This is a genomic window from Microcystis aeruginosa NIES-2549 (genome assembly GCF_000981785.2).
In the GTDB taxonomy this organism is placed as follows: Bacteria; Cyanobacteriota; Cyanobacteriia; order Cyanobacteriales; family Microcystaceae; genus Microcystis; species Microcystis aeruginosa_C.
This window is the reverse complement of record NZ_CP011304.1, coordinates 3301178-3326694: the sequence shown is the minus strand read 5'-3', so window position 1 is coordinate 3326694 and position 25517 is coordinate 3301178. Positions and strand designations below refer to the sequence as shown.

Here is a 25517-nt window from a genome sequence, read left to right as displayed (position 1 = left end):
AACGGCTAACTTCCTAAAATTTCCCTTAAAATGTCTCCTAGACTACAAAAAATCGGGCCAATTGTCCGACACTGGGAATAGGTAAGGTTGACAGCTAGTTACTGATTGGCTCACATTGACCTACATACGCCACTATTTAGGCGAACGTTTGTGACCCTAAGAAAAGCCGTTGAGCTATGGGGATTACATCCCAATACATTCAGAGAATATGCCGATGAAGGGAAAATCAAAAGTATCAAAAACGAAGCAGGGCAACGATTGTACGATGTCCAGTCTTACGTCAATGGTGCAGCTAGAACTTCCCTTGTTTGCTACTGCCGAGTCAGTTCAATCAAGCAACGAGATGACCTTGAGAGACAAGTCAGCTTTATGCGCGGATTCTATCCAGAGGCAGAAATCATCCAAAACATCGGTAGTGGGCTTAAATTCCCAAGAAAAGGACTTAGAGCCATACTGGACAGATTATTGTGGGGAAATAAACTCACAATTGTTATGTCCACACTGGACAGATTATGCCGATTTAGATTCGAGCTTATACAGTACATGGTCGAACAAAACGGTGGCAAAATCTTGGTTCTCGACCAAACTGTTCACAGTCCCGAATCAGAACTTACAGCAGACTTGTTATAAATACTTCACATCTTCTCTTGCCGAATGTCCGGACTCAGGAAGTACGCTCAAAAAATCAAAGAAAGTGCGGATTTATCCAACAACAGAACAGAAGAAACTGATGAAACACTGGTGGGGAGTATCTCGGTTTGTCTTCAACCAAACCATTAAATATCTACAGGAACCAGATAGAAAAGCTAATTGGAAGGCTATCAAGACCGGAATCATTAATGATTTACCAGAATGGGCTAAAGAAGTCCCCTACCAGATTAAATCAATAGCAGTCAAAGACGCTTGTGAAGCCGTTAAAAATGCTCAAAGAAAATATCAAAAAACTGGGGAAATCCAGAAAATAAAATTCCGTTCCCGTAAAGATAAACAGCAATCATGTTATATTCCTAAGTCAGCCATTTCAGAAAAAGGAATATATCACACAAAATTAGGGCAAATACGCTTCACCGAATCACTGCCCGACAATTTTGGGGATAGCCGATTAGTATCCAGAAATGGACAATACTATTTAGCTATTCCCCATGAGGTGCAACGATGCGAATCCGATAACCAAGGACGCATTGTCGCCCTAGACCCCGGTGTTAGAGATTTTCTGGCACTATTCTCGCCTAATAGTTTTGGCTCAATCGGGAGTCAGGATATAGGTAAAATCCAACGATTATGCTATCACCTTGATGATTTAATTTCTCGTTCTACCAAAGTTAATGCTAAAACCAGAAACCGTTATCGAAAAGCCGCTAATCGACTAAGAAATAAAATCAGGAATTTAGTAGATGAACTTCATCATCAAGTTGCTAGATTCCTAGTTGATAACTTTGATGTGATTCTTTTGCCTACTTTTGAAGTGTCAGAAATGGTTCTAAAAAATAGCAGGAAGATTCGCTCAAAATCTGTTAGACAGATGCTTAACTGGTCTCATTACCGATTTAAGCAATTTCTCAAGCATAAGGCTTTTGAGATGGGTAAATTAGTAATAGACTGCTGTGAAGCCTATACGTCGAAAACAGTTAGCTGGACTGATGAATTAATACATAACTTAGGTGGAAAAAAAGTCATTAAATCCAAGATTGATGGCAAGACGATGGATAGAGATATTAATGGCGCACGAGGAATTTTTCTTCGTGCTTTGGGAGATACCCCCTCTTTAAGAGACTCTCTTAGAGTGCATTGTTAATGTATGTTAGCAAAAAAGTATCGGTATGGAATGAGGTCAGCGTGCTATTAAATACCTACGATCCCGAAGGCTTCTACGACGAACTATTCTTAGATGATGGTCAACCTCGTCCCCACGCGTCCCCTTTAATCAAATGGCTGCAGAATCTGCCCCCCCGAGAACTTCAACAACACCGGGAAACCGCTCAGTCGGCCCTGTTTGAATTGGGGGTGACTTTCAATGTCTATAGCGACAATCAAGGGGTAGAAAAAATCTTTCCTTTTGATATTATTCCCCGAATTGTCGCAGCTGAGGACTGGGATTATTTAGAAAGAGGACTGAAACAACGCATCAAAGCTCTCAATCTTTTTCTCTCCGATATCTACAATGACCAGTTAATCATTAAAGATGGCATTATTCCCCCCGAATTAATCGCCTCGGCGACGGGATTTCTGAAACCCTGTCTGGGACTGAAACCCGCCGGAGGGATCTGGTGTCACATCACGGGGACTGATTTAGTCCGCGATAAGGATGGTCAATGGTACGTTTTAGAGGATAATTTGCGGGTTCCTTCCGGTATTTCCTATGTCCTCGAAAATCGTCGGGTAATGAAAAGCACCTTCCCCGATATTTTCCAGACAATGAATGTTAAACCGGTGGATGATTATCCTTCCCATCTGTTGGAAACTCTCCTCAATTTAGCCCCACCCCAATTACCTAATCCCACCGTGGTGGTTTTAACCCCCGGAACCTATAATTCTGCCTACTTTGAACATTCTTTTATCGCCCAACAAATGGGGGTAGAATTAGTGGAAGGGCGTGATTTAGTCGTCTTTGATGGTTATCTACAAATGAAAACCACCAAGGGATTAAGACGGGTAGATGTGGTATATCGTCGCCTCGATGATGACTTTTTAGATCCAGCGGTTTTTCGTCCCGATTCGATGTTAGGTGTACCCGGGTTATTAAAAGTTTTCCAGGAAGGCCGCGTCGCTTTAGCTAATGCCCCGGGTACGGGAGTTGCCGATGATAAGGTTATTTATGCTTTTGTCCCCGATATGATTCGTTATTATCTAGGAGAAGAAGCGATTTTAAATAACGTTCCTACCTATCTTTGTTGGCGAGAAAAGGACTTAGATTATGTCTTAAATAATCTCGATAAGTTAGTCGTAAAAGCCGCTAATGAATCGGGAGGTTATGGGATGTTAGTCGGTTCTCAATCTACCTCGAAAGAACGAGAAGAATTTGCCTCACGCATCGCTGCTAATCCCCGCAATTACATCGCTCAACCGGTGTTAAGTCTTTCTAGGGTTCCCACTTTAATTGACAGGGAAATTGAAGGTCGTCATGTGGATTTACGTCCCTATATTCTCCATCGAGGCGATGAAATTTATGTGCATCCAGGGGGGTTAACTCGCGTGGCTTTGAAAAAGGGTTCTTTAGTGGTTAATTCCTCTCAAGGTGGTGGCAGTAAGGACACTTGGGTTTTAACCAAGTAATCAGGACAATAATCGAAATTTTGCTGGGTTACTAACCCACCCTACTCTTTCCTTTTTCCTTGTTAATTATGCTTAGTAGAGTTGCCGATTCAATTTATTGGTTAAATCGCTATATTGAACGGGCAGAAAATGTCGCCCGGTTTATGGATGTTAACCTTAATTTAATGTTGGATATTCCCACCAGTGTTTTGCAACAGTGGGAACCTTTGGTTTTAACCACAGGAGATTTAGAACAATTCAAGGAACGTTACGGCACAGCCACCGCAGAAAATGTGATCAATTTCTTGACATTTGACACGGAATATAGTAGTTCAATTATCTCTTGTTTGCGCTGGGCGCGAGAAAATGCTCGGTCAGTTCGTGAGATTATTTCTTCGGAAATGTGGGAACAGGTTAATGGTTTTTTCTTGATGGTAAAAGACGCTTCCTCTTACCATCCTCAAACTACTTTACCGAACTTTTTTACCCAAGTTAAATTGGCTAGTCACCGTTTTGCGGGGGTAATGGATGCAACGATGACTCATAATGAAGGTTGGCATTTTGGCGTTATGGGAAGATTACAGGAACGCGCCGATAAAACCGCCAGAATTCTTGATGTTAAATACTATTATCTCTTACCTTCCGCTCAATGGGTAGGAACTTCTCTAGACCAAATTCAATGGATTGCTTTACTGCGGTCGGTGAGTGCCTACGAAATGTATCGTAAATGTCAACGACGGATTACTCCTAGTGACGTGGCCGAATTTTTAATTCTTAATCGAGAATTTCCTCGTTCAATTCACTTTTGTCTGCGGGAATTAGACCACTGTTTACATCAAGTTACAGGGACTCCTGTAGGAACTTGGGGGAATTCGGTAGAAAGAAGTTTAGGGCGACTTTGTGCGGAAATGAGCTATCTAACTATCGATGATATTATTGAAATGGGATTGCATGAATTCCTCGACCATATTCAAAAAAGAGTTAATGATGTGGGAATAAAAATGACAGAAACTTTCTTCGTTTTTAATCCTGAACTTGCCTCACCTCTGCCAGTAAATAACTTTCAATATCAATCCCAATTAACAACTTAATGCGTTATCACATTCGGCATCAAACTAACTATTTCTATAATCAGCCCGTGATTTTATCTCCCCATCTGCTGCGCTTGCGACCAAAATCCGATGGTGGGCAAACTTTGCGAGAGTTCACGCTCAAAATTAACCCAGAACCTTTAACGATAACTAATATTATCGACCTCGATGGCAATTCTTGTTTACAAATTTGGTTTAATCAACCGACGGAAGAATTATTGATTGATGTGGTCAGTGAAGTGGAAACCCATGGGGTTAATCCTTTCCAGTATTTATTGGAACCTTGGGCGACCTGTTTACCCTTTGATTATCCCATTTCTCTCCACAGTCAATTACAACCCTACGGACAATTTTATGGGTTAGCTAATGACCCCGATGTGGCAGCATTAGCCCAAGAAATTATGCAGGAAACCGAAGGACAGGTGCTATCTTTCCTGTTTAATCTTAATGACAAAATTTACCGCAATTGTCAGCAAATTATTCGTCTTACCGGGGAACCCTATCTACCCGGAAACATTTGGAAAAATAAGCAGGGTTCCTGTCGCGATTTGGTGGTTTTATTTATGGATGTGTGTCGCTGTGTGGGATTAGCTTCCCGTTTTGTCAGTGGCTATCAAGAAGGGGATTTAGACCAAGAAGAAAGACATTTACACGCTTGGGTAGAGGTGTATTTGCCGGGGGGCGGCTGGAAAGGTTATGATCCTACCCATGGACTAGCGGTGAGTGACCGTCATATTAGCCTCGTTTCTAGCCCAATTCCCCGTTATTGCGCTCCGGTACAGGGAAATGCTCGACCGGTTAGTCTCGGTCATCAAGTGATGGAATCTCACCTATCATCGACAATTGCGCTCGATTTGTTATCTTGAGGGTGATTCTTTATCGCTAAAGGATTTGGCACAGCAACAAAAGGACATTTAGGCTATGTTTTATTGTTTATGGGGCTAATAATAGTTTAGATGGGGAGGGAGAGGAGTTTATTGGGGTTACTAATCTGTTAGAAATGGCGCGAGTTTGGACTAAAAAAAATGCGGCGCGTGAGGCGATAATCAAATATGCAGATTTTTTGATTGAACAGTTAGAAGAAACTCCCCAAGTAAATATTCAGATTAGAAGTTTAAAGCGTTTAGCCAACGGCAAGTTGGTTACGGAAGTGTTAGAGGAGTTAACTTTTGAACAAAATTCGGACTCTCCTAGATAGAGAGCCATTTAAGTAATTTTCTATGGAGAGTTAAATTATGTCGTCAACTGCCTACGAAACTGATTATAATCAATGGCTAAAAGAGACGGTAAAACAGTTACAAGAGCGCAATTTTGAGCAGGTGGATTGGGATAATTTAATTGAAGAAATCGAGAGTATGGGTAAAAGTGATAGACGAGCTTTAATGAGTCTGTTAACCCGTCTTATCGAACATCTTTTAAAGCTGGCTTATTGGCAAGAAGAAAAAAAACGGTCAGGTAATCATTGGGCGGCAGCAATAGTCAATTTTCGCGCCCAAATTCAGCATCGTTTAGAAGATAGTCCCAGCTTACGGTCAGAATTAGCAGCCATGTATGATAAAGTTTATCCAGTGGCGATTAAATCGGTTTCTCAGCTTTTTTCCCTCAATTCAGACGCTCATATATCCCTCGAACAAACATTAGATGATAATTGGTTTCCCCCGGCTGAAAAATAGTTCTTAATTAGGAGTAATACTAAATCCGTTGAGTATAGGCTACTTATGAGTATAGGCAAAAGACAAAAGGGAGAATAAATAATCAGTCTTTAATAACCAGATTTATTGTAATTTGCATAGTCAACAGCTTACCCACGACTATAAAATTAGCATCCATCTTGCGGGGGTATTACCCTAGTTAATACCCCCTATTTTTGGTCCGATATAGTGTTAAGCTTCTCCTGTGATTGATAAACCCTCTACCCAAACGTAGGGACAAACACCACTGGGAGTAATAACTGCTTCCGGTTCCAGATAAACAATCGATTTCAGCAGTGTTAAAATATCCCCGGCTACGGTAGCGGAATCGATGCTAACGCGCTCATTTTTGTTCACTAACCAACCGTCAAAGGGCAAAGAGAAGGAACCTTGTAGAGAATTAACTCCCGCATGAAGTGCCTGTAAACTATCAATTAAAACCACATTTTCTGCTGTTTCCAAAGAATAGCTTTTTGGTTGATTAGCACTAGCAAAAACGTGATAAAAATGGGGACTAACCGTTACTTTTGACCCAATGTTACCGTTGCCAGTCGGTTCTGTATTCATCCGTTTAGCGGTAATCGTGCTATGGAGAAAATTACTCAAAATCCCCTCTTTAATTAATTCCACACGACGGGTGGGAGTGCCTTCACTATCAAAAGTTTCTGCGGCAACATTAGCCGGATGGAGGGAATCATCGCACAAATTTAAGGCAGTAGCAGCGATTTGTGTCCCTAGGGATTCAGGGGTAGAAAGACTCTGTTTATCAAGGACATTTTGGGCATTAAACAGATTAGAAAATGCTCCCATTAGACTCAAAAAGGCGCGGGGGGCAAAAACCACCAAATATTTACCCGTGGTAATCGGTTGATAGTCCAGATGGCTAACAGTTTTGGTAATCGCTTCCTCGATGCAACCATCGATATCTAATTTTTCCAGGCCCGGACTCACCCGAAAAGCACCGGCGCTACGGGGTTTTTTGCCTTCCTGTTCGGTTTTGGTGTATAAATACACACTGGCATAACTACGCGCTTCCTGACGCATTGCCCCGTCGCTATTGAGATAAAAACGTCTGACCTGCTGTTGTCCCAAACCATTATAGGGAACACTGGCAATAGCCGGATGGGCTGCTAGTAGGGATTTTTCGGCGGCTAATAACTTATCGATGAGAGTGGATACAGGTGCTTGATTATACATTTCGCTGGCCACTTCTGTGGTAGGTGCGGTGGCAGCGGGACTAAAATCGGGGACATTTTCCTTAACGCCAAAAACGCTGGCTTCCTGAGCGGTTTTTAGGGCTAATTGCAGTCCCACCGGGTCCACATCGGTGGTGGAGGTGACACCGACTTGATTATCCTGATTCCAGACGCGAACGATAACGCTGGAACGATTGGAAGCTTGTACCTGTTTCGGTTCCCCTTGAAACACATCCACATCGGTTTCATCGACCGAGGAACCATAGATGTCGTATTTAGCAATTCCTAAAGCTTGGGCGCTAGAATTAGCGATTTGGGCGATATCTTCAACTTTTGGCATAGATTTGGTCAGAAATGAGATGAATGTAGAATTGAGCGGTCAGCCATCAGCAGTCAGCTAGATAAAAGTGATATTTATCAGAAAAATGGCTGATTAATTGAAAAACAAAGAACTCAAATCTGAAAACTGAAAACTGATAACTGATAACTGATAACTGATAACTGAAGAGAGATTGGGCCAAGTGGTGACAATAAAGACGATAACGGCGGCCGTGGCCAGCATAGCTTTAGCAACGTGACCGATAACCGTACCGACGACGATACCGACACAGACTTTTAGGGATTGCTGCAAACGGGGAGTTAATTCCAAATCGCGACGATAGGCGTATTCTCCCAAAAAAGCCCCCACCACAGGACCGACAAATAAGCCGATAATCGGTCCGCCAATGGGTAAAGCGGGTAAAAGCCCGAATATTCCCGCTAATAAACCCACTACTAGCCCGATTTGACTCCAATTGCTCGCCCCAACTTTTTGGGCGCCGAGATAACTAGCGAGGAATTCCACCCCGATACTGAGGAGAAGGACAACAAAGGCCACGGTTAAAGCGACCCCCATCCCCGCAAATTTGGTGACAAAACCCCACACCAGCATGGCGATTAAAATCAAACTCATGCCGGGGATAGCGGGCAGCAGTTCGCCAATTATTCCCACTATCATGATGGCAATGAGGAAATAGTAGAGAATCACTAAAGTCATGATTAACGACCGCCAACGGTAATAGAATCGACTTTTAAATGGGGTTGACCAACGGTGACATAAACGCTACCACTAACGGAACCGCAAAAACCCGCCGCTAGACCTAAATCTTGGGAACACATAGAGATTTTATTCATAATCTCCTTAGCTGAACCGATTAAAGTCGCGCCTTTCAGGGGTTTAGTCAGGTTGCCATTTTCGATAAGATAGGCCTCCTCGACGGCGAAATTAAATTCCCCCGTGGCCCCCACACTACCGCCGCCCATTTTTTTGCAATAAATGCCTTTATCGATGGAATTAAAGAGATTATCGAGGGTATATTCCCCGGGGGCGATGTAGGTATTCCGCATCCGACTAGCGGCCGCATAGGTGTAGTTTTGACGGCGACCGCTACCTGTGCGCGGATGGCCGGTTTTAATTGAACCGGTGCGATCGGCAATGAAGTTTTTTAGGATACCATTTTCAATTAGGAGAGTACGCTGGGCCGGCATTCCCTCATCGTCCATATCGATAGTACCGAACGCTTTATCGGATAATCCTTCGTCCCAAGCCGTCAGGTTTTCGTGGGCGATTTTTTCGCCTTTTTTATCGAGAAAGGGCGTGGTTTTTTGCTCAATTTGCGTAGTTTCTAGCAAATGGCCGCAGGCTTCGTGGAAGATAACGCCGCCAAATTCATTGGCCATGACGATGGGATAACTGCCGGATTCTACATAGTCAGCGTAAAGCATTTTACCCGCCGATTCGGCCACTTCTGCCGCCGATTCCTCGGCATTCCACGTCCGCAGAAAATCAGGATTACTGGTACTACCCACCCGTTTACCAATGCTAGAACGATTAGTCCCATCGGCACAGAGGAGATTATAGCCCACCGATTGGGTGAGGCGAATATCCCGGGCAAAAGTGCCATCACTAGCGGCAACTAAAATTTCTTGCCAATCGCGAAAATAAGCGGCGCGACGAGATTGGACGTGAGAGGCTTTCTGATTGAGTTGAACGTTAGCATTTAGCAGAATATCACCCATTTCTCCCAAAGAACTGCAATTATTCAGCCAAATATCTTTGTTTTTGACCGTGGCATAATCCCGGAACATTTCCAGATTGATTTCGGGAATATACGCGTTAGGACTGGGTAGGTTTAAACCGAGAATCGATAAACCTTTTTCTAGGGCATTTTTTAAGCCTTGGAAGCTTAAATCGTTGGTACTGACATAACAATCAGCTTTCCCGCGAAAAAGGCGGATTCCTGCCCCTGTAGATAGTTTCGGTGAGAGACTGGTGATGCTGTCATCTTCGGCTAAACAACTGATATAGTTGACTCTTTCCAGGAAAAATTCGATAAAAGTCGCCCCGGCAGCCCGTCCCAGTCCCAGAAGAGTGGACAAAGGGGCCGCCCAAGAGCTATCAAAGCGCTCCAGACTAGGATTATATTTCAGGGTGGGGAGTTCTTTGGAGATGAGTAGGGTGGGTGACATAAAGCTCGTTTATCAGTTAATCTGCTGGTTTCTAGTCTAACAGTTCTCAGTTTTTTGCGTCTTGGGGGCGTTAGCGCCGCCCAACCCTGCTAAATTTTTCTCCTTCATATCTCTTAATAAAAACCTTGATTCGATCGCTGATCACCCGCAAGATTAAAGAAAGAGCGACTCAGGATCAAAATAATGGCCACAGCGACACAATTCTTAAACATTTCTGACTTGACAAAAGATGATTATTGTGTATTCGGTTTAGCGATTTGTTTTCTTAAACGGGAGGGAGAATTAGAAAAAGTGGCGGTGTTAGAACCGATTCCCTCGGCAGCCCTAGAGGCAATTGTCAAAGGAATTCCCACTTCCTACGAATTTGCCCGCGCCATGGCTTTGGGAGAGGTATTTCAGGACGATAATCCTCAAATACCCAGTAATTTTCCCGATAATACCCAATTATGCGAGAATTTTGTCGAAAGGGCGATTGCAGCCACTCGCACCTACAAAAATCAACCCCACCTACAAGGGTTAATCCCCTTGGGCGGCCAAAAAGACGATTTAAACTTTTCCCTAGAGAAAAAACGCATCTTGAATGCTGTTCATGTGGTGCGGACGGAGGATAACGTCAAACAACATTCTCACACCCATAAGGTTTTGTAATCAAGGTTAGTTCGGGTTAGGGAAATTTTGCAGTTTTCCCTGATTCCGAACTCAGGTTATCGCAGTGGAGCAATAGCTGCTCAATTAATTGTTTAGTCTCTGGTGATACTAATCGAGGGCAAATATAGGATAATTTTCCCAAAAATCAGCGATAAAAACCTTTTTTCCCATCTGGACTGGCTCTGAAGACTGGGAAGCTCGGAAAAATCTCAATTGAGCCACAATTAGCTTAATCAAAAAATATGCTATAATCAGAATGTAAGCACAAGGGGCCGTAACGGTTTCGACAGGTTAGCGAAAGCTCCCCCGTGATACAGGTCGAGAGTGAGTCTCCTCTCGTAAATCAAAGGCTCAAACAAAAAGTAAATGCGAACAACATCGTTCCTTTCGCTCGTAAAGCCGCTCCTGTAGCTGCCTAATAGTCTCTAATCGACTCGAGCATTCATGGTTTGACTCCGTTAAGGACTATGGATAAACCCCCAACGGATGCCACGTTTAACTTTCTCTAGTTAGTTAACCGTCTAAGCTTTAACTAGAGCATCCCACTGTCCGGGATAAGTGACAGTCCCCGTTTCGAGGGTAATCGAAACTAAACCTGTGAATGAACGGACAGTCAATACCTAATTTGGACAGCAGTTCGACTCTGCTCGGCTCCATTGATTACTTTAATAAAAAACCCTTAAAAAAAGTGTCTAAGGCTTTTCTCCTCCACGAAGAAACGGGGACTCTCTTGGAAATTTCGGGACGGAAAAACCGTTTTTATCTGGGAAAGGTCAATCCGAAAGTGACGGTAGATTTAGATCTTTCCCATCTTCCCGATGCGGAAATAGTTTCCCGCGTCCATGCGATTATTTATGTAGAAAAAGACGGTTTTTATCTAGAAGATGCCGGCAGTCTTAACGGCACTTATCTTAATGGGGAAAATCTGCAATCGGGACGCAAAAAGCTGAAAAGTGGCGATAGGATTACTTTGGGATATTACCGGGCGATTAATCTTTTGTTTGAGATTGAATCAGCCCATCCTCCCCAATATACCTTCAAATCTCTTGCCAACTGATGAAAAACCTTCTCTCTCGCATGGACGGGGTACAAACACCAATTATTCCCGTGGTCGGTCAATTAATTAAAGCGAACCCCGGCACTATTTCCCTCGGTCAAGGTGTTGTTTCCTATTATCCACCCCAGGAAGCGCTCGAATCTCTATCTTTATTCTTAGCTAATCCCAAAAATCATCAATATCAATCTGTGGCGGGAATTCCCCCCTTATTAGCAGTAATTCGGCAAAAACTAGCCGAAGATAATCGGATAGAAATCAGCGATAAACAGGCAATTTTTGTGACGGCGGGCAGTAATATGGCTTTTATGAATGCCATTTTAGCCATTACTTCCCCGGGGGATGAAATTATTCTCAACACTCCCTTTTATTTCAATCATGAAATGGTCATAAAAATGGCTGATTGTCAAGTAATTTTGGTCGCCACAGACAAAAATTATCAATTGCGTCCAGCTGCCATTGAAGAGGCAATCACGGAAAAAACTAAGGCAGTGGTGACGATTTCTCCTAATAATCCCACGGGAGTAGTTTATCCAGAAAATACCCTAAGAGAAGTCAATCGAATCTGTCAAAAAAAGGGCATCTATCACATTCACGATGAAGCTTATGAGTATTTTACCTATAACCATGCTCGCCACTTTTCTCCGGCGGCAATTGTTGGTAGTGAATCCTGGACTATTTCCTTATTTAGTCTCTCAAAAGCCTACGGTTTTGCCAGTTGGCGCATTGGTTATATGGTAGTACCAGAACATTTATCTGAGGCGATTAATAAGATTCAGGATACTATTTTAATTTGTCCGCCTGTGGTGTCGCAATACGCGGCCCTAGGGGCATTACAGGTGGGTAAAAGCTATCCTTTAGAACAGTTAAAAACCATCAGTAAAGTTAGAGAAATTTGCCTGAATGCTTTAGAATCAATCGGCGATATCTGTGATGTTGCCACTGCGGAAGGGGCTTTTTATTTCTTCCTGAAAATTCCTACAGACAAGAATGATTTTCAGTTAGTTAAAACTTTAATTGAGCAGCAGCGGGTGGCGGTGTTACCCGGTTCAACTTTTGGGATAACAGAAGGCTGTTATTTGCGTCTTGCCTACGGTGCTTTATCTCCAGAAACGGCTTTAACGGCAGTAGAAAGATTGGTAAAAGGACTGCGTTATTTTAGTCAATGATTTTCAAGAATAAATACCGGCTTTCTTTCTTGGTTTTTACTTTAAGCTCAGACTAAATCCGGTTATTAAAAACTGATTATTTATTCTCCCTTTTGCCTCTTGCCTGTTGCCTTTTGCCTCATCTCAATAAGCAATTTAAATTAAGAACAGCTTATCTTTTGGGCTATTCTTAGTTTAGCCGAACGAGAACGGGGATTTTTAGCCTGTTCTTCTCGGCTGGGAATAATTGGCTTTTTCGTGATAATTTTCAAGGAATTATCTTCGCGAAAGCCATACTTGATCAGACGATCTTCTAGACTATGAAAACTGATCATAGCGATAATTCCCCCGGATTTTAGCCAGTGGGGGGCTTGATTTAACAATTTTTGCAGAGAATCTAATTCTTGATTAACAGCGATGCGTAGGGATTGAAAAACCCGCGTTGCCGGATGAATACGTCCATAACGGTAACTAGCGGGGACAGAACTAGCGATGACAGCCGCTAATTCTGTAGTGGTAGTAAAAGGACGTTTTTGGACGATAGAACGAGCAATAGGACGAGATAAACGTTCTTCTCCGTATTGATAAAAAAGATCCGCTAATTCTTTTTCCTGCCAATGGTTAATAATATCGGCTGCCGTCAGGGATTGACAGCGATCCATCCGCATATCTAAGGCTGCCGTGTGGCGAAAACTAAAGCCGCGCTCGCTCTGATCGAATTGGGGAGAACTGACCCCTAAATCGGCGATAATGCCATCAAAACTGCTATTTTGTCCATTATAATCGGCGAAGTTCCCCCACCAGAGGGTTAAACGGCTATCTAGATAGGGGCCAAGACTAATTTTAGCGGCTTCTAGGGCGCTTTGATCGCGATCGATGGCGGTTACTTTCGTTTCGGGATGAGCTTCTAAAAGCAAGCGGCTGTGTCCACCACCCCCTAGGGTAAGATCGAGATAATGCCCCCCGGGTTGAATATTTAAACCGGCGATTAATTCTTGACTCAAAACGGAAATATGGGGAAAATCTTGATTCATCTGTACTGATAACTTCCTGAAAATGGCGATTTAACCTAAAAATAACTGATAGGCCGGATTTTGACTTTCATCCCAATAGCGATAGCCGAGAGTATCGAGAAAAGCTTGCCATTGATTCATTTCATCGGGGGGGACCTGTATGCCCACGACGATGCGCCCATAATCGGCCCCGTTATTGCGATAATGGAAAACGCTGATATTCCAGTGGGGACTCATGGAGGCGACAAATTTCATTAAAGCCCCCGGTCGTTCGGGAAACTCGAAGCGATAAAATAATTCATAATCGGCTAAATGCGATCGCCCTCCCACCATGTGGCGCAGATGCAATTTAGTCAATTCATCATCACTAATATCGAGGGTTTTAAAGCCACAAGCTTCAAAACTCTCGGCTAATTTCTTGGCATCGCTGCGATTTTCGATCTGGGCGCCGACAAAAATATGCGCTTCTTTTTCATCGGCAATACGATAACTAAATTCGGTTAAATTGCGTTTGCCGACACATTCGCAAAAACGCCGTAAACTGCCCGGTTGTTCGGGAATAGTAACAGCATACAACGCCTCGCGCCGTTCCCCTAATTCGGCCCTTTCCGCCACAAACCGCAGACGATCAAAGTTCATATTCGCCCCACAAGCCACAGCAACGAGGGTTTTATCCTCAATTCCTTCTCTTTCTACATAAGCTTTCGCTCCTGCTACCGCTAACGCCCCCGCAGGTTCTAAAATCGAGCGTGTATCTTGAAAAACATCCTTAATCGCCGCACAAATATCATCCGTATCCACGAGGATAATCTCATCCACATACTGCTGACAGAGACGAAAAGTCTCCTCTCCCACCTCGCGCACCGCTACCCCATCGGCAAATAATCCCACTTGAGACAAACGCACCCGATAACCGGCTTTTAGGGATTGATTCATCGCGTCTGAGTCCACAGGTTCTACCCCGATAATTTTAATTTCTGGGCGTAAACGCTTGACATAGGCTGCAATACCTGATATTAAGCCACCGCCGCCAATAGCGACAAAAATCGCCTCGATCGGTTGCTGATATTGTCGTAAAATTTCCATACCGATCGTACCTTGGCCGGCGATTACCTCTGGATCATCGAAGGGATGGATAAAAGTTAAGCCTTTTTCCGCTTCTAACTGCCGCGCGTAGGTGTATGAATCATCGTAGGTGTCACCGTGCAGGACGACAATTCCCCCCCGGGCTTTTACCGCGTCGATTTTGACTTGGGGAGTGGTGACAGGCATAACGATAATCGCTTGGGTTCCCAATTGCCGCGCTCCCAAAGCGACTCCCTGAGCATGATTTCCCGCCGAGGCAGCAATTACACCTTTTTGTAACAAATCCCTTGACAAATACGCCATTTTGTTGTATGCGCCGCGCAGTTTAAAAGAGAAAACTGACTGCATATCCTCACGCTTGAGTAACAGCTGATTGTGCAAGCGTTGGGAGAGATTGGGGGCAAATTCCAAGGGGGTTTCTTGGGCGACATCGTAGACGCGTGCGGTGAGGATTTGAACCAGGTAATCGCAGTACATTATTCTTTTTTGGCGGTGGGGATTGGCAAGTCAGGCTAGGATCCAGAATAGATCATCGTCGGTCCAGTTAGCAATAAAGAGCTATCATACTGAATCCTTTGATCATTTTCAACTTTTTCGATGAGTTTTCCTAGTCCGTAATCCTCTAGGATTTATGCAATTTTTTCAAATTCGGCAATGAGAATCTTAACGGCAATCAGCTTTTGATCCTCGTCTAATACATAGTTTTTGGTAATTTCTAGCATTTGGTTTTCCCTCCGATACAATTCTTAAAAATTGGCTGTTACCTTTATATGTTACATTTTACAAGTCTCGACGCGAGAGAAGAGATTGATTCCACGCTTGATAGCTGGAAAAGAACTCCACCAAATCGGGTCATGCCAATTTCCACACCGCCATATCGGAACATCAGCAGGAAGATGTCCTTGCAGTGCTTTGAAATCAAAAATAACATCTTTATACTCTATCCAGCTGTTATTTATCCGCCAGCCGATTTTATCCCCGAAACCGTTCCAGATTTTATCATTATACTCCTGCGTCCCGCCGAGGTCGTGATAGATTTTCGCTTGCACAGAAAAGCCAAATTTTCCGTTACTATATTTCACCCATAATTGGTCAATTGTTCGCAAATCTTCGCAGGGTAACTTATCGATATCCTCCTTTCTCAGCCATCTCTCTTTTGTGCGGTTGGCAGTCTGTAGCATCACTCTCTCGGTTTCCTGGTCCGCTTCTTTCCATTGCTGCCGTTTTAATAAATCCTCTAAGTTCCGATAATCGATTCCTTCCGCACTTTTAAGCTGGATAGATGGGGGAGTTTGCGGAACGGAAATAATGGGAGATTGAATAATTGTTGCTACAGGTTGTTTTTGATTAATAATCTGGTGACTAGAAGTCTGACAAATAAATATTCTTGAGGTTAGATGATAGATAATATAACTTCCTTCTCCCTTATAACCGTAGCGTATTAGCGGCAAATGACCTTGAGGTGCTTGCCAACTATAATTAATATCTTGCCAATTCCAACTATTATTTTTTTGCCAGCCTACCAAACTGCCAAAAATATCCCAATTTCTTTCATTATATTCTTCCATGCCACCGATTTCTCGATAGATTTGCCCCTGCACAGAAAAACCAAATTTTCCGTTACTGTAATAAACCCATAATTGGTCAATGGTTCGCAAATCCTCGCAGGGAAATTTCTGTATATCTTCATCTCTTAACCAGTCTTTGACACGATTAGTTACTTTTCTTACTAAGTTCGCAGTTTCCTCGTCTGCTTCTTTCCATCGCTTTTGTTTTAATAAATCTTCTAAGTTCCGATAATCGATTCCTTTGGCACTTTTAAGCTGGATAGATGGGGGAGTTTGGGGAACGGAAATAATGGGATTAACGGGTTTTTGAATAGTTGTCTGGGATATAGAGACTGATGTTTTTATCTGCAAAGCTTGCAACACTTCCGAGGCGGATTGATAGCGTTTTTTTGTGCCGAACTCGATTAATTTATCCAGAATATTCCCTAACTCATTACTAACAGGATTATTAACCAACCACTGTCGCCATACCCATTGGTGTTCCCCCCCATCGAATAAATCAAAGGGAGATATTCCAGTTAATAAATAAAGGCAAGTTACACCCAAACTATACAAATCACTGGCATTAACTGCCTTGCCATTTCCCTGTTCAGGGGCAATATATTCAGCAGAACCGATAATTGTTCCCGTCATGGAACGATTTAAAGGACTGACAAATTTTGCCGCCCCAAAGTCCACTAAAATCAATTTATTATCGCTTTTTCTGCGAATAATATTTTCGGGTTTAATGTCGCGATGAATTACTTGTTTACTATGAATAAATTCTAGAATCGGTAAAATCTCTGACAAAAGATGTTTAATTTTTGCTTCGTTAAATACTCCTTCCTGTTTTAATTCTTGTTCTAGATTTTGTCCTTCGATATATTCCTGGACGAGATATTGTCGCCCACCATTACCGGTAAAATAGGCGTAAAGTTCGGGGATTTGTGGGTATCTTCCCAAACTATCTAAACGAATCGCTTCTTCTTTAAATAATTCTGCTGCTTTCTGTAAAGTTTCTGTTCCCTGCGCTGACGGGAAAAATTGTTTAATTACACAATAGGGTTTTGAAGGTTTATCCTCATCTATCGCTTGAAATGTTTTACCAAAACCCCCTTGACCGATTAATTTTAGCGCTCGATAACGTTCTCTGAGCAGTAATTGAGAACCGCACTTATGACAGAATTTATCCGTGGGGGTGTTTTGGTGCGAACAATCGGGATTGAGACAGAGACTCATAGCCGTTTGACAAGTGTGGGAAGATTAACACTTATTATAGAAAAAGAAAGCAAGCTAGGGCGACTCTAGTAGGCAAATTTTCTGATAATTCGCTGAAAATAAGGTGACAGGTATGGTCAATCCACAACCCGTTATACTTTGTCCATACCACAATTTAGCCATTTTGTCAAAAAAAATTTGACTTTGCAACAAAACTACACAAAAATTAGATCAACGTTGTTGGGGAAAAAAGGGATAATTGGCGAAAGTGTTTGGTTTTGCTCAAGGGAAAAGTCTAGATTTAGCAAGGGTTTTAAGACAACCTAGACCATTAAAACCCTAAAAATTACAATAAGAGCCATCATAGCATAATGGAAAATTGTACCAGAATCGCTGGAAGTATTGCAACCTCGTAAATAAATAAAAATTATTCTCAATAAATTCTTAGGTAAAAATAAATATTACCGATTGTAAATTTAAATATTTTTAAGCATTGAAGCTATTTATATATAAAATACTTATCATTTTTCCTGATTGCCTCTGACTGGAAAGAGGGTGTAGGGTGTGGGGTGTGGGTAGGGTTGATTCATGAATCAACCCTACCTTGAATCAACCCTAGGGGTGTGGGGAAGGAAACCTCTTTCATCTGTGGGGGTGAAAATTTTTTCATCGGGACTGACTTGAAAGAGGCGGTCGGCAGGGGGCAGGAGGGAAAAGTACCACTTTGGGGAGTCAGTCGTCGATACCAAACTAGGCTAAACTCTATAGGAGAAACCCGATGACTAACTTGATTATTTCGCAAAAATATGGCTAAAAAGCTCGATTTTGTTATTCCCGCCGTCGGTGGAGTCACAGGAGCCAATTTATCTGCTTGTCTGGGAAATATTGGCTTAGTCGGCGGATTTGGCGGTATAAGCGTCGGTTTAGTGGGAATGACGGGGATTGGCATCCTGACAAGTTCGGCAATTTATGCCAGTCTGCAAGGACTAGAAACAAACGATCACAATGTCGGGTTAGCTTTGGGAATAGGAAGCCTTGGCGGAATCGGTATCTACTCTACCTTTGGGGGTGTGGGAGTCGCGGTTAAAGGTACAGCTTTCGGTGTTGGTGTCGGTTCTATGGCGATCGCTGGTGGGATAGTCGGGTTAGGAGTCTACGGAGTGATGAAAATGTTATCTCCCACCTACTCCGACAATAATTTTTATAGCAATCTAGAATTTTTTGATCGCATTACTAGAGAGTACGAAGAAGCTTTATTTTGGCAAGAAGTTACGGGGAAATATGAAAATCTAGAGGCAGAACTACAGCAACTGTTGGAAGAAGTATCTATTCAGGAAAATCAACAGTTAGATTCTACAGAAATTACTATTCCAGAGCGTTTATCTTGGCAGTGTTTCCAAACTCTTAAAGGTCATCAGGAAAATATTGGGGCGATCGATGTTAGTCCTGATGGTAAAATTATTGCTAGTGCGGGAGAAGATCAAACCATAAAACTTTGGCAGCGAGAAACGGGTAAATTAATTTATTCCTTTGTGGGAGTTAATGAACCGATCCAAACTCTGGCGATAAGTCCTAACGGTAAATCGATCATTGCTGGTGGATTAGATGGCAGAATTAGTCAGTGGCAATTAGACACTAAGCAGTATAAAAGTAGTTTTTTCGCTCGTGTCAATGCTCCCCATAGCCATGATGGTGTCATTTTACAATTAGCTTTTGCTGCCAATGAAAGATTTATTGTTAGTGCTAGTAATGACAAAACTCTGCGAATCTGGGGTTATCATACAGGAGAATTAAAGCGAACTTTAATCGGTCATGAGGAGGCAGTTAATACCTGTGCTATTAGTCCCGATAGCCAAATTATTGCTAGTGGTAGTGATGATAAAACTATTAAATTATGGCGATTTGATCATAGTTATGCTTATCAAACTTTTATCGGTGACAGGGCAGCCGTTAACAGTTTAGCTTTTAGTAATGATGGTCAATATCTAATTAGTGGTGGTAGTGATAAAGCGATTAAAATCTGGGATATAAAGACAGGAGAAATGATTAAAAGTTGGCAGGCACACGAGCAGGCAATTATCAGTATTGCTATTAATCCTCATCGCCATCTAATTGCTAGTGCTTCCCGAACAGAAATTAAAATTTGGCAAGGACAAACAGGAGAATTAATTAAAATTTTACGGGGAACTGCTCCCTTAAAATTTAGTCCTGACGGTCAGTTTTTAATTACAGGTAGTTATGGAGATAAGGTAAAAATATGGTCAGAAATGTTAGGAGAATTAGAAATATTACCCCCAGATTCCGAGGATTGGTGGGAAGTTTTAGAAGTTTCTAAAAATGCCAGTTTTTCAGAAGTTAAACAAAGATATTATCAGCTTGCTCGTCAGTATCACCCCGATCACAATTCTTCCGCCATGGCGATTAAAATTATGCAAAAAATTAATCGAGCTTACGAGCGGTTTTTATTTTCTATCTCCCAACAGTAAAATTGTGAGCCTAGGTTCAAGTATTTAACTATCTTTCGATTCTCCCTTGATCCCCCCTTGATCCCCCCTTGATCCCCCCTTGATAAGAGAGGTGTCGATCCCCCCTGCCCCCCTTGATAAGGGGGGTGCCGATCCCCCCTTGATCCCCCCTTGATAAGGGGGGTGTCGATCCCCCCTTGATAAGTGGGGTGTCTGATAATTTTTAACGACTACCTACTTATCTCACCATTAAGATAAATGCTATAATTATTGGATTCAAGAGGCAAAAGTAAAACCAGAAATATAGAGAGCTTACTAACAAGCTCTCTATAAAGTTTAGGTCTTCTACCACTTATTTTCCAGACTAGGATTTGTTAGCAGTATTCAAGCTACCCACTTGAATATTCAGATTAATTTTTTGTCCTTCCCGGCTAATTTCTACGGGTAAATTATCGCCGATTTGAGTATTAGCCACAATTTCCTGAACCGCATCGGGATCGGTGACATTCTTACCACCTACAGACTTTAACACATCACCCGATCGCAATCCTGCTGCTGCGGCAGGAGAATCTCTCATCACCCGCACTAACAAGACACCAGAATCATCGGGGATAGTCCAATTATCAGCCATGGGACTATCGGCTAATTGTTCTTTTACCTCTGGGGTTAACTGTACCATTTGAACACCGAGATAGGGATGTTCCACCTTACCCGTGGCGATTAATTGTTCGGCGATTCTTTGGGCAGTTTTAATCGGAATAGCAAAACCTAAACCCTGGGCATTTTGAATGATAGCAGTGTTAACTCCGATAACTTCTCCCCGAGCATTTAACAAAGGTCCGCCAGAATTTCCGGGGTTAATTGCCGCATCGGTTTGCAGGAAATCCACCCGTTTATCACTAGCACCAATTTGGGAGCCATTGCGTTCCTTGGCGCTAATAATCCCCGTGGTGACAGTGTTATCTAATCCCAAAGGATTACCGATAGCAATTGCCCATTCTCCCACCTGTAAACTATCAGAATTACCTAATTTAACCGTGGGTAAATTGCCCGTTTCCACCTGTACCACTGCCACATCAGTTAAAGGATCACTACCTAAGACTTTACCATCGATAGTGCGACCATCTTTGAGGGTGACAGTCACCTTATCTGCTCCCTCGACAACGTGAGCATTGGTGATAATTTTACCGTCATTACTGATAATAAACCCGGAACCTGTACCCCTTTGAACTTGTCTTTCTCCTCGCTCCGGTATTTGGGAACCAAAGAAGCGACGGAAAACAGGATCGTTAGCAAATTCCGAAAAATCACCGCCTCCATTGACTTCCCTAGAAGCATTAATTCTTACCACCGCCGGCCCCACTTCTTGCACCACAGAAGCGACAAAATTGGTGGGAATAACTAGGGTTGAGGGAGCGGCTGCGGCTGCTGTGGAGGGGCGAGGATTAGTGGCAGCGGTGGCAATATTTTGGGCTAATTCTAGAGGATTTTGACTGTAGGCGTAGGTGGCACCGATACCTAACCCGGCACCCAAAACCAGTAAGGAGGAATAGGCAAAAAGTTTTTTCATTGCAGAAGATTTGGAGCGTTTGGGATTGCCTTCGTTGCTCGGGGAAATATTATCGTTAAAAATATTGTGAGTCATAGTTTTTATTGTTTAACCATTCTGAGAAGGGAATAAAAGTCAGTCCTAATAATCGTGGGTGTGAGAGGAGTGTTTCGGAAAACGGCTTGGGACTGACTATCTCTAATTTAGGTGGGGGATATGAACTTACTGTGACGCAGACATGAAGTTTTGATTACAAGGTCATTGTCCTATCAGTTAGTTTTTAACGCCTACCTACTTAATTCATAATTCTTGCTCCCCCTTCTCCCTGCTCCCCACTGATTACTGATTACTGTTGACTGGACGGCTACGCCGTGCCTTTGGCAACACTGAAAAGCTCCCCCTATACTTTTTCAACAGGATGGGGAAAGACTGCGCCGGTTTCAGCAGGGTTTAACCACTGGTAATATTAATCTTTCCGCAATTCTAGGCGATAACGATACAAAGCCACAGGACGATTCGGCGCTTGGAAATAATCCGGCGATTGGGGGGACAGATAAATGGCTGTCACCTGATCGCCTAGAATTTTATTAGGAGATAATAACTGATAGGCGGTGGTGGTTTCCACCTCATTGAGATAAGTGTTGGTTTCTCCCCGGAAAATTTGTTGACTGATTTCTGTGGCAATAAATTGATTTCGGCTAGGAGTTTCGCTATTTCTGGCAATTACGGTGGAAATGAGTTGATGAGCGCCGCGTAAAAAGGTAATCTGACGATTGGGATTATTGGGGTCAGTTTTTACGGATAATACCGATTGATTACCTAAATAGGCGCGACTAATTGCTAAACCATTAAAGGATCGATCGGCCACAATTGATGGTTTACTGATAATGGTGGATAAAAAGGCAGCATTTATCGGTCTGGAAATAGCTTTCTCGATGAATCTCACCGGAAACTCGATCGATTGTTCTAGGTAACGACGATTACTTTCAAAACCAGGTGTGATAATCTGGGGAGCAAGAGGAGCGGTTAAATCGATTAGGGTACTGGTGACAGTCCAATTGCCTACCATCCAATCGGGATAAACTAAATCTCCGCTGGCAAAACTAACCACTGGTTTAGTCATCCAGCGAGGATAATTAGTTAAGCGATCGCTTAAATTTCCAGCTATAGATAATTCTAAATGGTTACTACAGCCTAAAATCAATACTAACAAGAACAAAATTATCCTTTGCATGGGTAAAAATATTTTTTAAGTAATATTCTTTGATTATGAACGATTTTATCAACTCTCAAGCCGTTAATCTCGATTCGGCAGTAATTCCCATCGCACCGACCGGTTTTAAATCGGGTTTTATTGGCATTATTGGTCGTCCTAATGTGGGCAAGTCCACCCTGATGAATCAATTAGTGGGACAAAAAATCGCCATTACTTCCCCCATCGCTCAAACTACCCGCAACCGTTTACGCGGCATTGTCACCGGCGAGCGATCCCAGATGATTTTTGTCGATACCCCCGGCATTCACAAGCCCCATCACGAATTAGGCAAAGTTTTAGTTAAAAATGCTGAAAACGCCATAAATTCCGTAGATTTAGTTTTATTTGTTGTCGATAGTAGCAATTTTTTGGGCAGTGGCGATCGCTATATTGCCGATTTACTGACTAAAAACCAAACTCCCACGATTTTAGGGCTAAATAAAGCCGATCAGCAACCGGAAGACCGGGAGCCTCTAGACGATAGTTATCGTACCTTAGCGGCGGAAAATAACTGGCCTCTGCTCAAATTTTCGGCACTGGAGGGGATGGGAATCGCAGAATTGCAAAATCTGTTAATTGATTCCCTCGAAGTCGGTCCCTATTACTATCCCCCCGATTTAGTCACAGATCAACCGGAAAGGTTTATTATGGCTGAATTAATCCGCGAACAGATTTTACTGCAAACCCGTCAGGAAATTCCCCATTCTGTGGCGGTGGTGATTGAACGCGTCGAGGAAACTCCCGCTTTAACTAGGGTTTTTGCCGCCATCAATGTGGAACGAGATTCCCAAAAAGGGATCGTCATCGGCAAAAATGGCAGTATGTTAAAAGCGCTCGGCACTTCCGCTCGCTCGGCTATTCAAAAGTTAATCGCCGGGGAGGTATATTTAAAATTATTCGTGAAGGTAGAACCGAAATGGCGACAATCTCGCTCACTTTTAGCGGAATTTGGCTATCGCACCGAGGAGTGAAGTGGGGTGTAGGGTGTAGGGTGTAGGGAGAAGCTTTTTTCAGTTATCAGTTATCAGTAAACAGTAATTAGTGAACTGAAAACTCACATCTGATAACTGAAAACTCACATCTGATAACTGATAACTGATAACTGATAACTGAAATGACTGATATTAAAACCCTAATTAAACAGGTACACCAAGAGGCAAAAAAAGAGGATTTTCCCATCGATACCCTAATTTACCAAGAGGCAAAAAAAGACCCCTTTGAACCGGTTTTGTATGCTGGTAATCTTGCTAGTCAGTTATGCTTTTTTGGCCGGGATTTAGGACGAGATGAAGTGTATGCGGGACAACCTTTGATCGGGGCTGCCGGTAGAATGGTAAGAGAGGGATTTTTTCAAGCTTGGCAGGGGAGAAAATCCCATGATCGTCAAGAGCTATTATCGGTGTGCGATCAAATTTTCTTAACTAATACAGTTCCCTACAAACCTCCGGGTAATAAAGCTTATTCTGGGGAAGTGAAGGATCGTTTTCGTCCATTTATAGAAAAACTGCTCGTTTTTTATTGGCAAGGTGATCATATCATTACCCTTGGTACGGAAGCTTTTAAATGGTTTGAACCCTACGGTAAACCCAAAGAAGTGGATAAATTCTATCTTGATAAAGAACGCTTTACCAAAAAACTGCTAGTTACCCTTACCGCTACCGATGAAGATGGATTAAAACAGCAAAAGAAAGTGACTTTATTACCTCTCCCCCATCCCTCTCCTCTCAATCAAAGATACTATGCCCTTTTTCCTGATTTATTACAAAAAAGATTAACTGAATTTGCCTTTTAACTAATGAGAATTTACGGCAATCGTCCCATAAAAACCCTGGCAGGACAATTAACCCGTCCTACGACAGCAAGGGTCCGAGAAGCTTTATTTAATATCTGGCAACATAAATTATCTGGCTGTCGTTGGTTGGATCTTTGTGCGGGTAATGGTTCCATGGGTGCGGAAGCTTTATGTCGAGGTGCGAGTCTAGTAATCGGAATTGAACAATCAGGACGCGCTGGCGAAATTATTAAGGAAAATTGGCGCAATTTAGCAACTTCTCCCCAGCAATTCCAAGTAATTCGGGGGGATGTACTGACAAAGTTAGCCACTTTAGCAGGGGAAAGTTTTGATTTAATTTATTTTGACCCTCCCTATGAAAGCGGTTTATATTTACCGGTACTAACTGCCATCTCTCAATATAATTTATTAGATTCTCTGGGGGAAATTGCCGTGGAACATAATCCCAAATCTTGGCCAGCAATTAATCTAGAAGGTTTAACCATTTGTCGTCAAAAACGCTACGGCAATACTACCTTAACTTTTTATCAAAAAACAGATGAATTATGAATTATGAATTATGAAGTGGGGAGAAGGGAGAATAAATAAAATAATCTCCTGTCTCCTGTCTCCTAACCCCACCAACAAACTTTTTCAGCAGACCCTACTTATTACAAGCGGAGAATGGGAAATCTGGGTACTGCCGCAAGAAATGGTCAATTTTATTTGGCAGCCCAGAAAAATGGCTCTTCTGGTTTTTGTGTGGAAGGAAGAAGAATAGGGATAATTTGGGTGCATCTCAATTTGGTCGAAATATCTAGATGACATTTTGGGCGCACGCGATGCGCCCCTACCATTGGCGCAATCATATTATTGTAGGGGCGAATTGCATTCGCCCTCTTTGAATAACTTCTGCTGCTCACCTATAGGTGTCGAGGAGAGCCGAAAAATTATTATTTCTCAACAAAATCACATAATTTGTCACTTTTCTTGACAATTATCCTGAGTAAAGCGAGAAACTTTCT

The 25517-nt window shown here is 42.6% G+C and carries 21 protein-coding genes, 1 other RNA gene and 3 pseudogenes; 15 read left to right on the top strand and 10 right to left on the bottom strand.

Features of this window, described 5'->3' with window-relative positions; genetic code table 11:
• Window positions 1–150 precede the first annotated feature (150 nt).
• The 7 genes from myaer_RS22720 to myaer_RS16340 all read left to right on the top strand — a co-directional run bounded on the left by myaer_RS22720 (window position 151) and on the right by myaer_RS16340 (window position 6016).
• Complete coding sequence (locus tag myaer_RS22720) at window positions 151–630, top strand: IS607 family transposase (RefSeq protein ID WP_201261998.1); 480 nt, start codon at window positions 151–153, stop codon at window positions 628–630.
• Window positions 560–1795: an RNA-guided endonuclease InsQ/TnpB family protein gene (locus myaer_RS16365; RefSeq protein WP_419178814.1), complete on the top strand. Its 1236-nt coding sequence runs from the start codon at window positions 560–562 to the stop codon at window positions 1793–1795. Before myaer_RS22720 ends, myaer_RS16365 begins: the two co-directional genes overlap by 71 nt.
• A gap of 41 nt (window positions 1796–1836) precedes the next feature.
• Window positions 1837–3273 carry a circularly permuted type 2 ATP-grasp protein gene (locus myaer_RS16360; RefSeq protein WP_046663816.1) on the top strand — a complete coding sequence of 479 codons (1437 nt, stop codon included), beginning with the start codon at window positions 1837–1839 and terminating at the stop codon, window positions 3271–3273.
• Between the two features lie 68 nt (window positions 3274–3341).
• Window positions 3342–4343, top strand: a complete 1002-nt coding sequence (locus tag myaer_RS16355) for an alpha-E domain-containing protein (protein ID WP_046662870.1) — start codon at window positions 3342–3344, stop codon at window positions 4341–4343.
• A complete protein-coding gene (locus myaer_RS16350) occupies window positions 4343–5209 on the top strand; it encodes a transglutaminase family protein (protein ID WP_046662869.1) in 867 nt (288 codons plus the stop codon). Before myaer_RS16355 ends, myaer_RS16350 begins: the two co-directional genes overlap by 1 nt.
• A gap of 134 nt (window positions 5210–5343) precedes the next feature.
• Window positions 5344–5541, top strand: coding sequence for a hypothetical protein (locus myaer_RS22100; RefSeq protein WP_235614760.1), 198 nt, complete (start codon window positions 5344–5346; stop codon window positions 5539–5541).
• Window positions 5542–5578: 37 nt separating this feature from the next.
• The gene (locus myaer_RS16340) at window positions 5579–6016 is read left to right on the top strand and encodes a DUF29 domain-containing protein (RefSeq protein WP_046662868.1); all 438 of its coding nucleotides are present in this window, start codon (window positions 5579–5581) and stop codon (window positions 6014–6016) included.
• Window positions 6017–6226: 210 nt separating this feature from the next.
• Here the strand turns inward: myaer_RS16340 and myaer_RS16335 are convergent, their stop codons facing one another.
• The 3 genes from myaer_RS16335 to myaer_RS16325 all read right to left on the bottom strand — a co-directional run bounded on the left by myaer_RS16335 (window position 6227) and on the right by myaer_RS16325 (window position 9738).
• Window positions 6227–7570, bottom strand: a complete 1344-nt coding sequence (locus myaer_RS16335; protein WP_046662867.1) for a TldD/PmbA family protein — start codon at window positions 7568–7570, stop codon at window positions 6227–6229.
• Window positions 7571–7663: 93 nt separating this feature from the next.
• Entirely contained in the window at window positions 7664–8266 is a 603-nt protein-coding gene (locus myaer_RS16330; protein ID WP_046662866.1) for a DUF456 domain-containing protein, read from the bottom strand.
• 2 nt (window positions 8267–8268) lie between these two features.
• A complete protein-coding gene (locus tag myaer_RS16325) occupies window positions 8269–9738 on the bottom strand; it encodes a TldD/PmbA family protein (protein WP_046662865.1) in 1470 nt (489 codons plus the stop codon).
• 183 nt (window positions 9739–9921) lie between these two features.
• Between myaer_RS16325 and myaer_RS16320 the strand changes: the two genes are divergently transcribed.
• The 4 genes from myaer_RS16320 to myaer_RS16305 all read left to right on the top strand — a co-directional run bounded on the left by myaer_RS16320 (window position 9922) and on the right by myaer_RS16305 (window position 12609).
• Window positions 9922–10386 (top strand): hypothetical protein, encoded by a 465-nt coding sequence (locus myaer_RS16320; protein ID WP_002742776.1) that lies wholly within the window; start codon window positions 9922–9924, stop codon window positions 10384–10386.
• Window positions 10387–10654: 268 nt separating this feature from the next.
• Window positions 10655–11045, top strand: a transfer-messenger RNA (tmRNA) gene (gene ssrA, locus myaer_RS16315).
• A 29-nt stretch (window positions 11046–11074) separates the two neighbouring features.
• Window positions 11075–11443: an FHA domain-containing protein gene (locus myaer_RS16310; RefSeq protein ID WP_080949811.1), complete on the top strand. Its 369-nt coding sequence runs from the start codon at window positions 11075–11077 to the stop codon at window positions 11441–11443.
• Window positions 11443–12609, top strand: coding sequence for a pyridoxal phosphate-dependent aminotransferase (locus myaer_RS16305; RefSeq protein ID WP_046662864.1), 1167 nt, complete (start codon window positions 11443–11445; stop codon window positions 12607–12609). Before myaer_RS16310 ends, myaer_RS16305 begins: the two co-directional genes overlap by 1 nt.
• Window positions 12610–12749: 140 nt before the next feature.
• Here myaer_RS16305 and rsmH read toward each other — a convergent pair whose 3' ends face one another.
• The 5 genes and pseudogenes from rsmH to myaer_RS16285 form a co-directional block, all read right to left on the bottom strand.
• Window positions 12750–13622: a 16S rRNA (cytosine(1402)-N(4))-methyltransferase RsmH gene (rsmH, locus tag myaer_RS16300; RefSeq protein ID WP_046662863.1), complete on the bottom strand. Its 873-nt coding sequence runs from the start codon at window positions 13620–13622 to the stop codon at window positions 12750–12752.
• 30 nt (window positions 13623–13652) lie between these two features.
• Window positions 13653–15164 carry a threonine ammonia-lyase, biosynthetic gene (gene ilvA / locus myaer_RS16295; protein ID WP_046662862.1) on the bottom strand — a complete coding sequence of 504 codons (1512 nt, stop codon included), beginning with the start codon at window positions 15162–15164 and terminating at the stop codon, window positions 13653–13655.
• Between the two features lie 35 nt (window positions 15165–15199).
• A pseudogene (locus myaer_RS22715) lies at window positions 15200–15409 on the bottom strand (hypothetical protein).
• Between the two features lie 51 nt (window positions 15410–15460).
• Window positions 15461–15895 (bottom strand): annotated as a pseudogene (locus tag myaer_RS22710) (GUN4 domain-containing protein); the annotation flags it as partial.
• 213 nt (window positions 15896–16108) lie between these two features.
• Window positions 16109–17473: pseudogene (locus myaer_RS16285) on the bottom strand (GUN4 domain-containing protein); the annotation flags it as partial.
• 785 nt (window positions 17474–18258) lie between these two features.
• Here myaer_RS16285 and myaer_RS16280 point away from each other — a divergent pair.
• Window positions 18259–19938 (top strand): DnaJ domain-containing protein, encoded by a 1680-nt coding sequence (locus myaer_RS16280; RefSeq protein WP_046662860.1) that lies wholly within the window; start codon window positions 18259–18261, stop codon window positions 19936–19938.
• A 343-nt stretch (window positions 19939–20281) separates the two neighbouring features.
• On the opposite strand, the gene myaer_RS16275 is transcribed toward myaer_RS16280, so the two are convergent.
• Both myaer_RS16275 and myaer_RS16270 read right to left on the bottom strand, forming a co-directional pair.
• Window positions 20282–21562, bottom strand: coding sequence for an HhoA/HhoB/HtrA family serine endopeptidase (locus tag myaer_RS16275; RefSeq protein WP_046662859.1), 1281 nt, complete (start codon window positions 21560–21562; stop codon window positions 20282–20284).
• Between the two features lie 370 nt (window positions 21563–21932).
• The gene (locus tag myaer_RS16270; protein WP_046662858.1) at window positions 21933–22700 is read right to left on the bottom strand and encodes a DUF6816 family protein; all 768 of its coding nucleotides are present in this window, start codon (window positions 22698–22700) and stop codon (window positions 21933–21935) included.
• Between the two features lie 35 nt (window positions 22701–22735).
• On the opposite strand from myaer_RS16270, the gene era reads away from it, so the two are divergent.
• From era to rsmD, 3 genes are all read left to right on the top strand, one after another.
• On the top strand, window positions 22736–23692 hold the full coding sequence (era, locus tag myaer_RS16265) for a GTPase Era (protein WP_046662857.1): 957 nt from the start codon (window positions 22736–22738) through the stop codon (window positions 23690–23692).
• Window positions 23693–23835: 143 nt separating this feature from the next.
• Window positions 23836–24513: a uracil-DNA glycosylase family protein gene (locus myaer_RS16260; RefSeq protein WP_045362346.1), complete on the top strand. Its 678-nt coding sequence runs from the start codon at window positions 23836–23838 to the stop codon at window positions 24511–24513.
• 3 nt (window positions 24514–24516) lie between these two features.
• Window positions 24517–25062, top strand: a complete 546-nt coding sequence (gene rsmD / locus myaer_RS16255; protein WP_046662856.1) for a 16S rRNA (guanine(966)-N(2))-methyltransferase RsmD — start codon at window positions 24517–24519, stop codon at window positions 25060–25062.
• Window positions 25063–25517 lie beyond the last annotated feature (455 nt).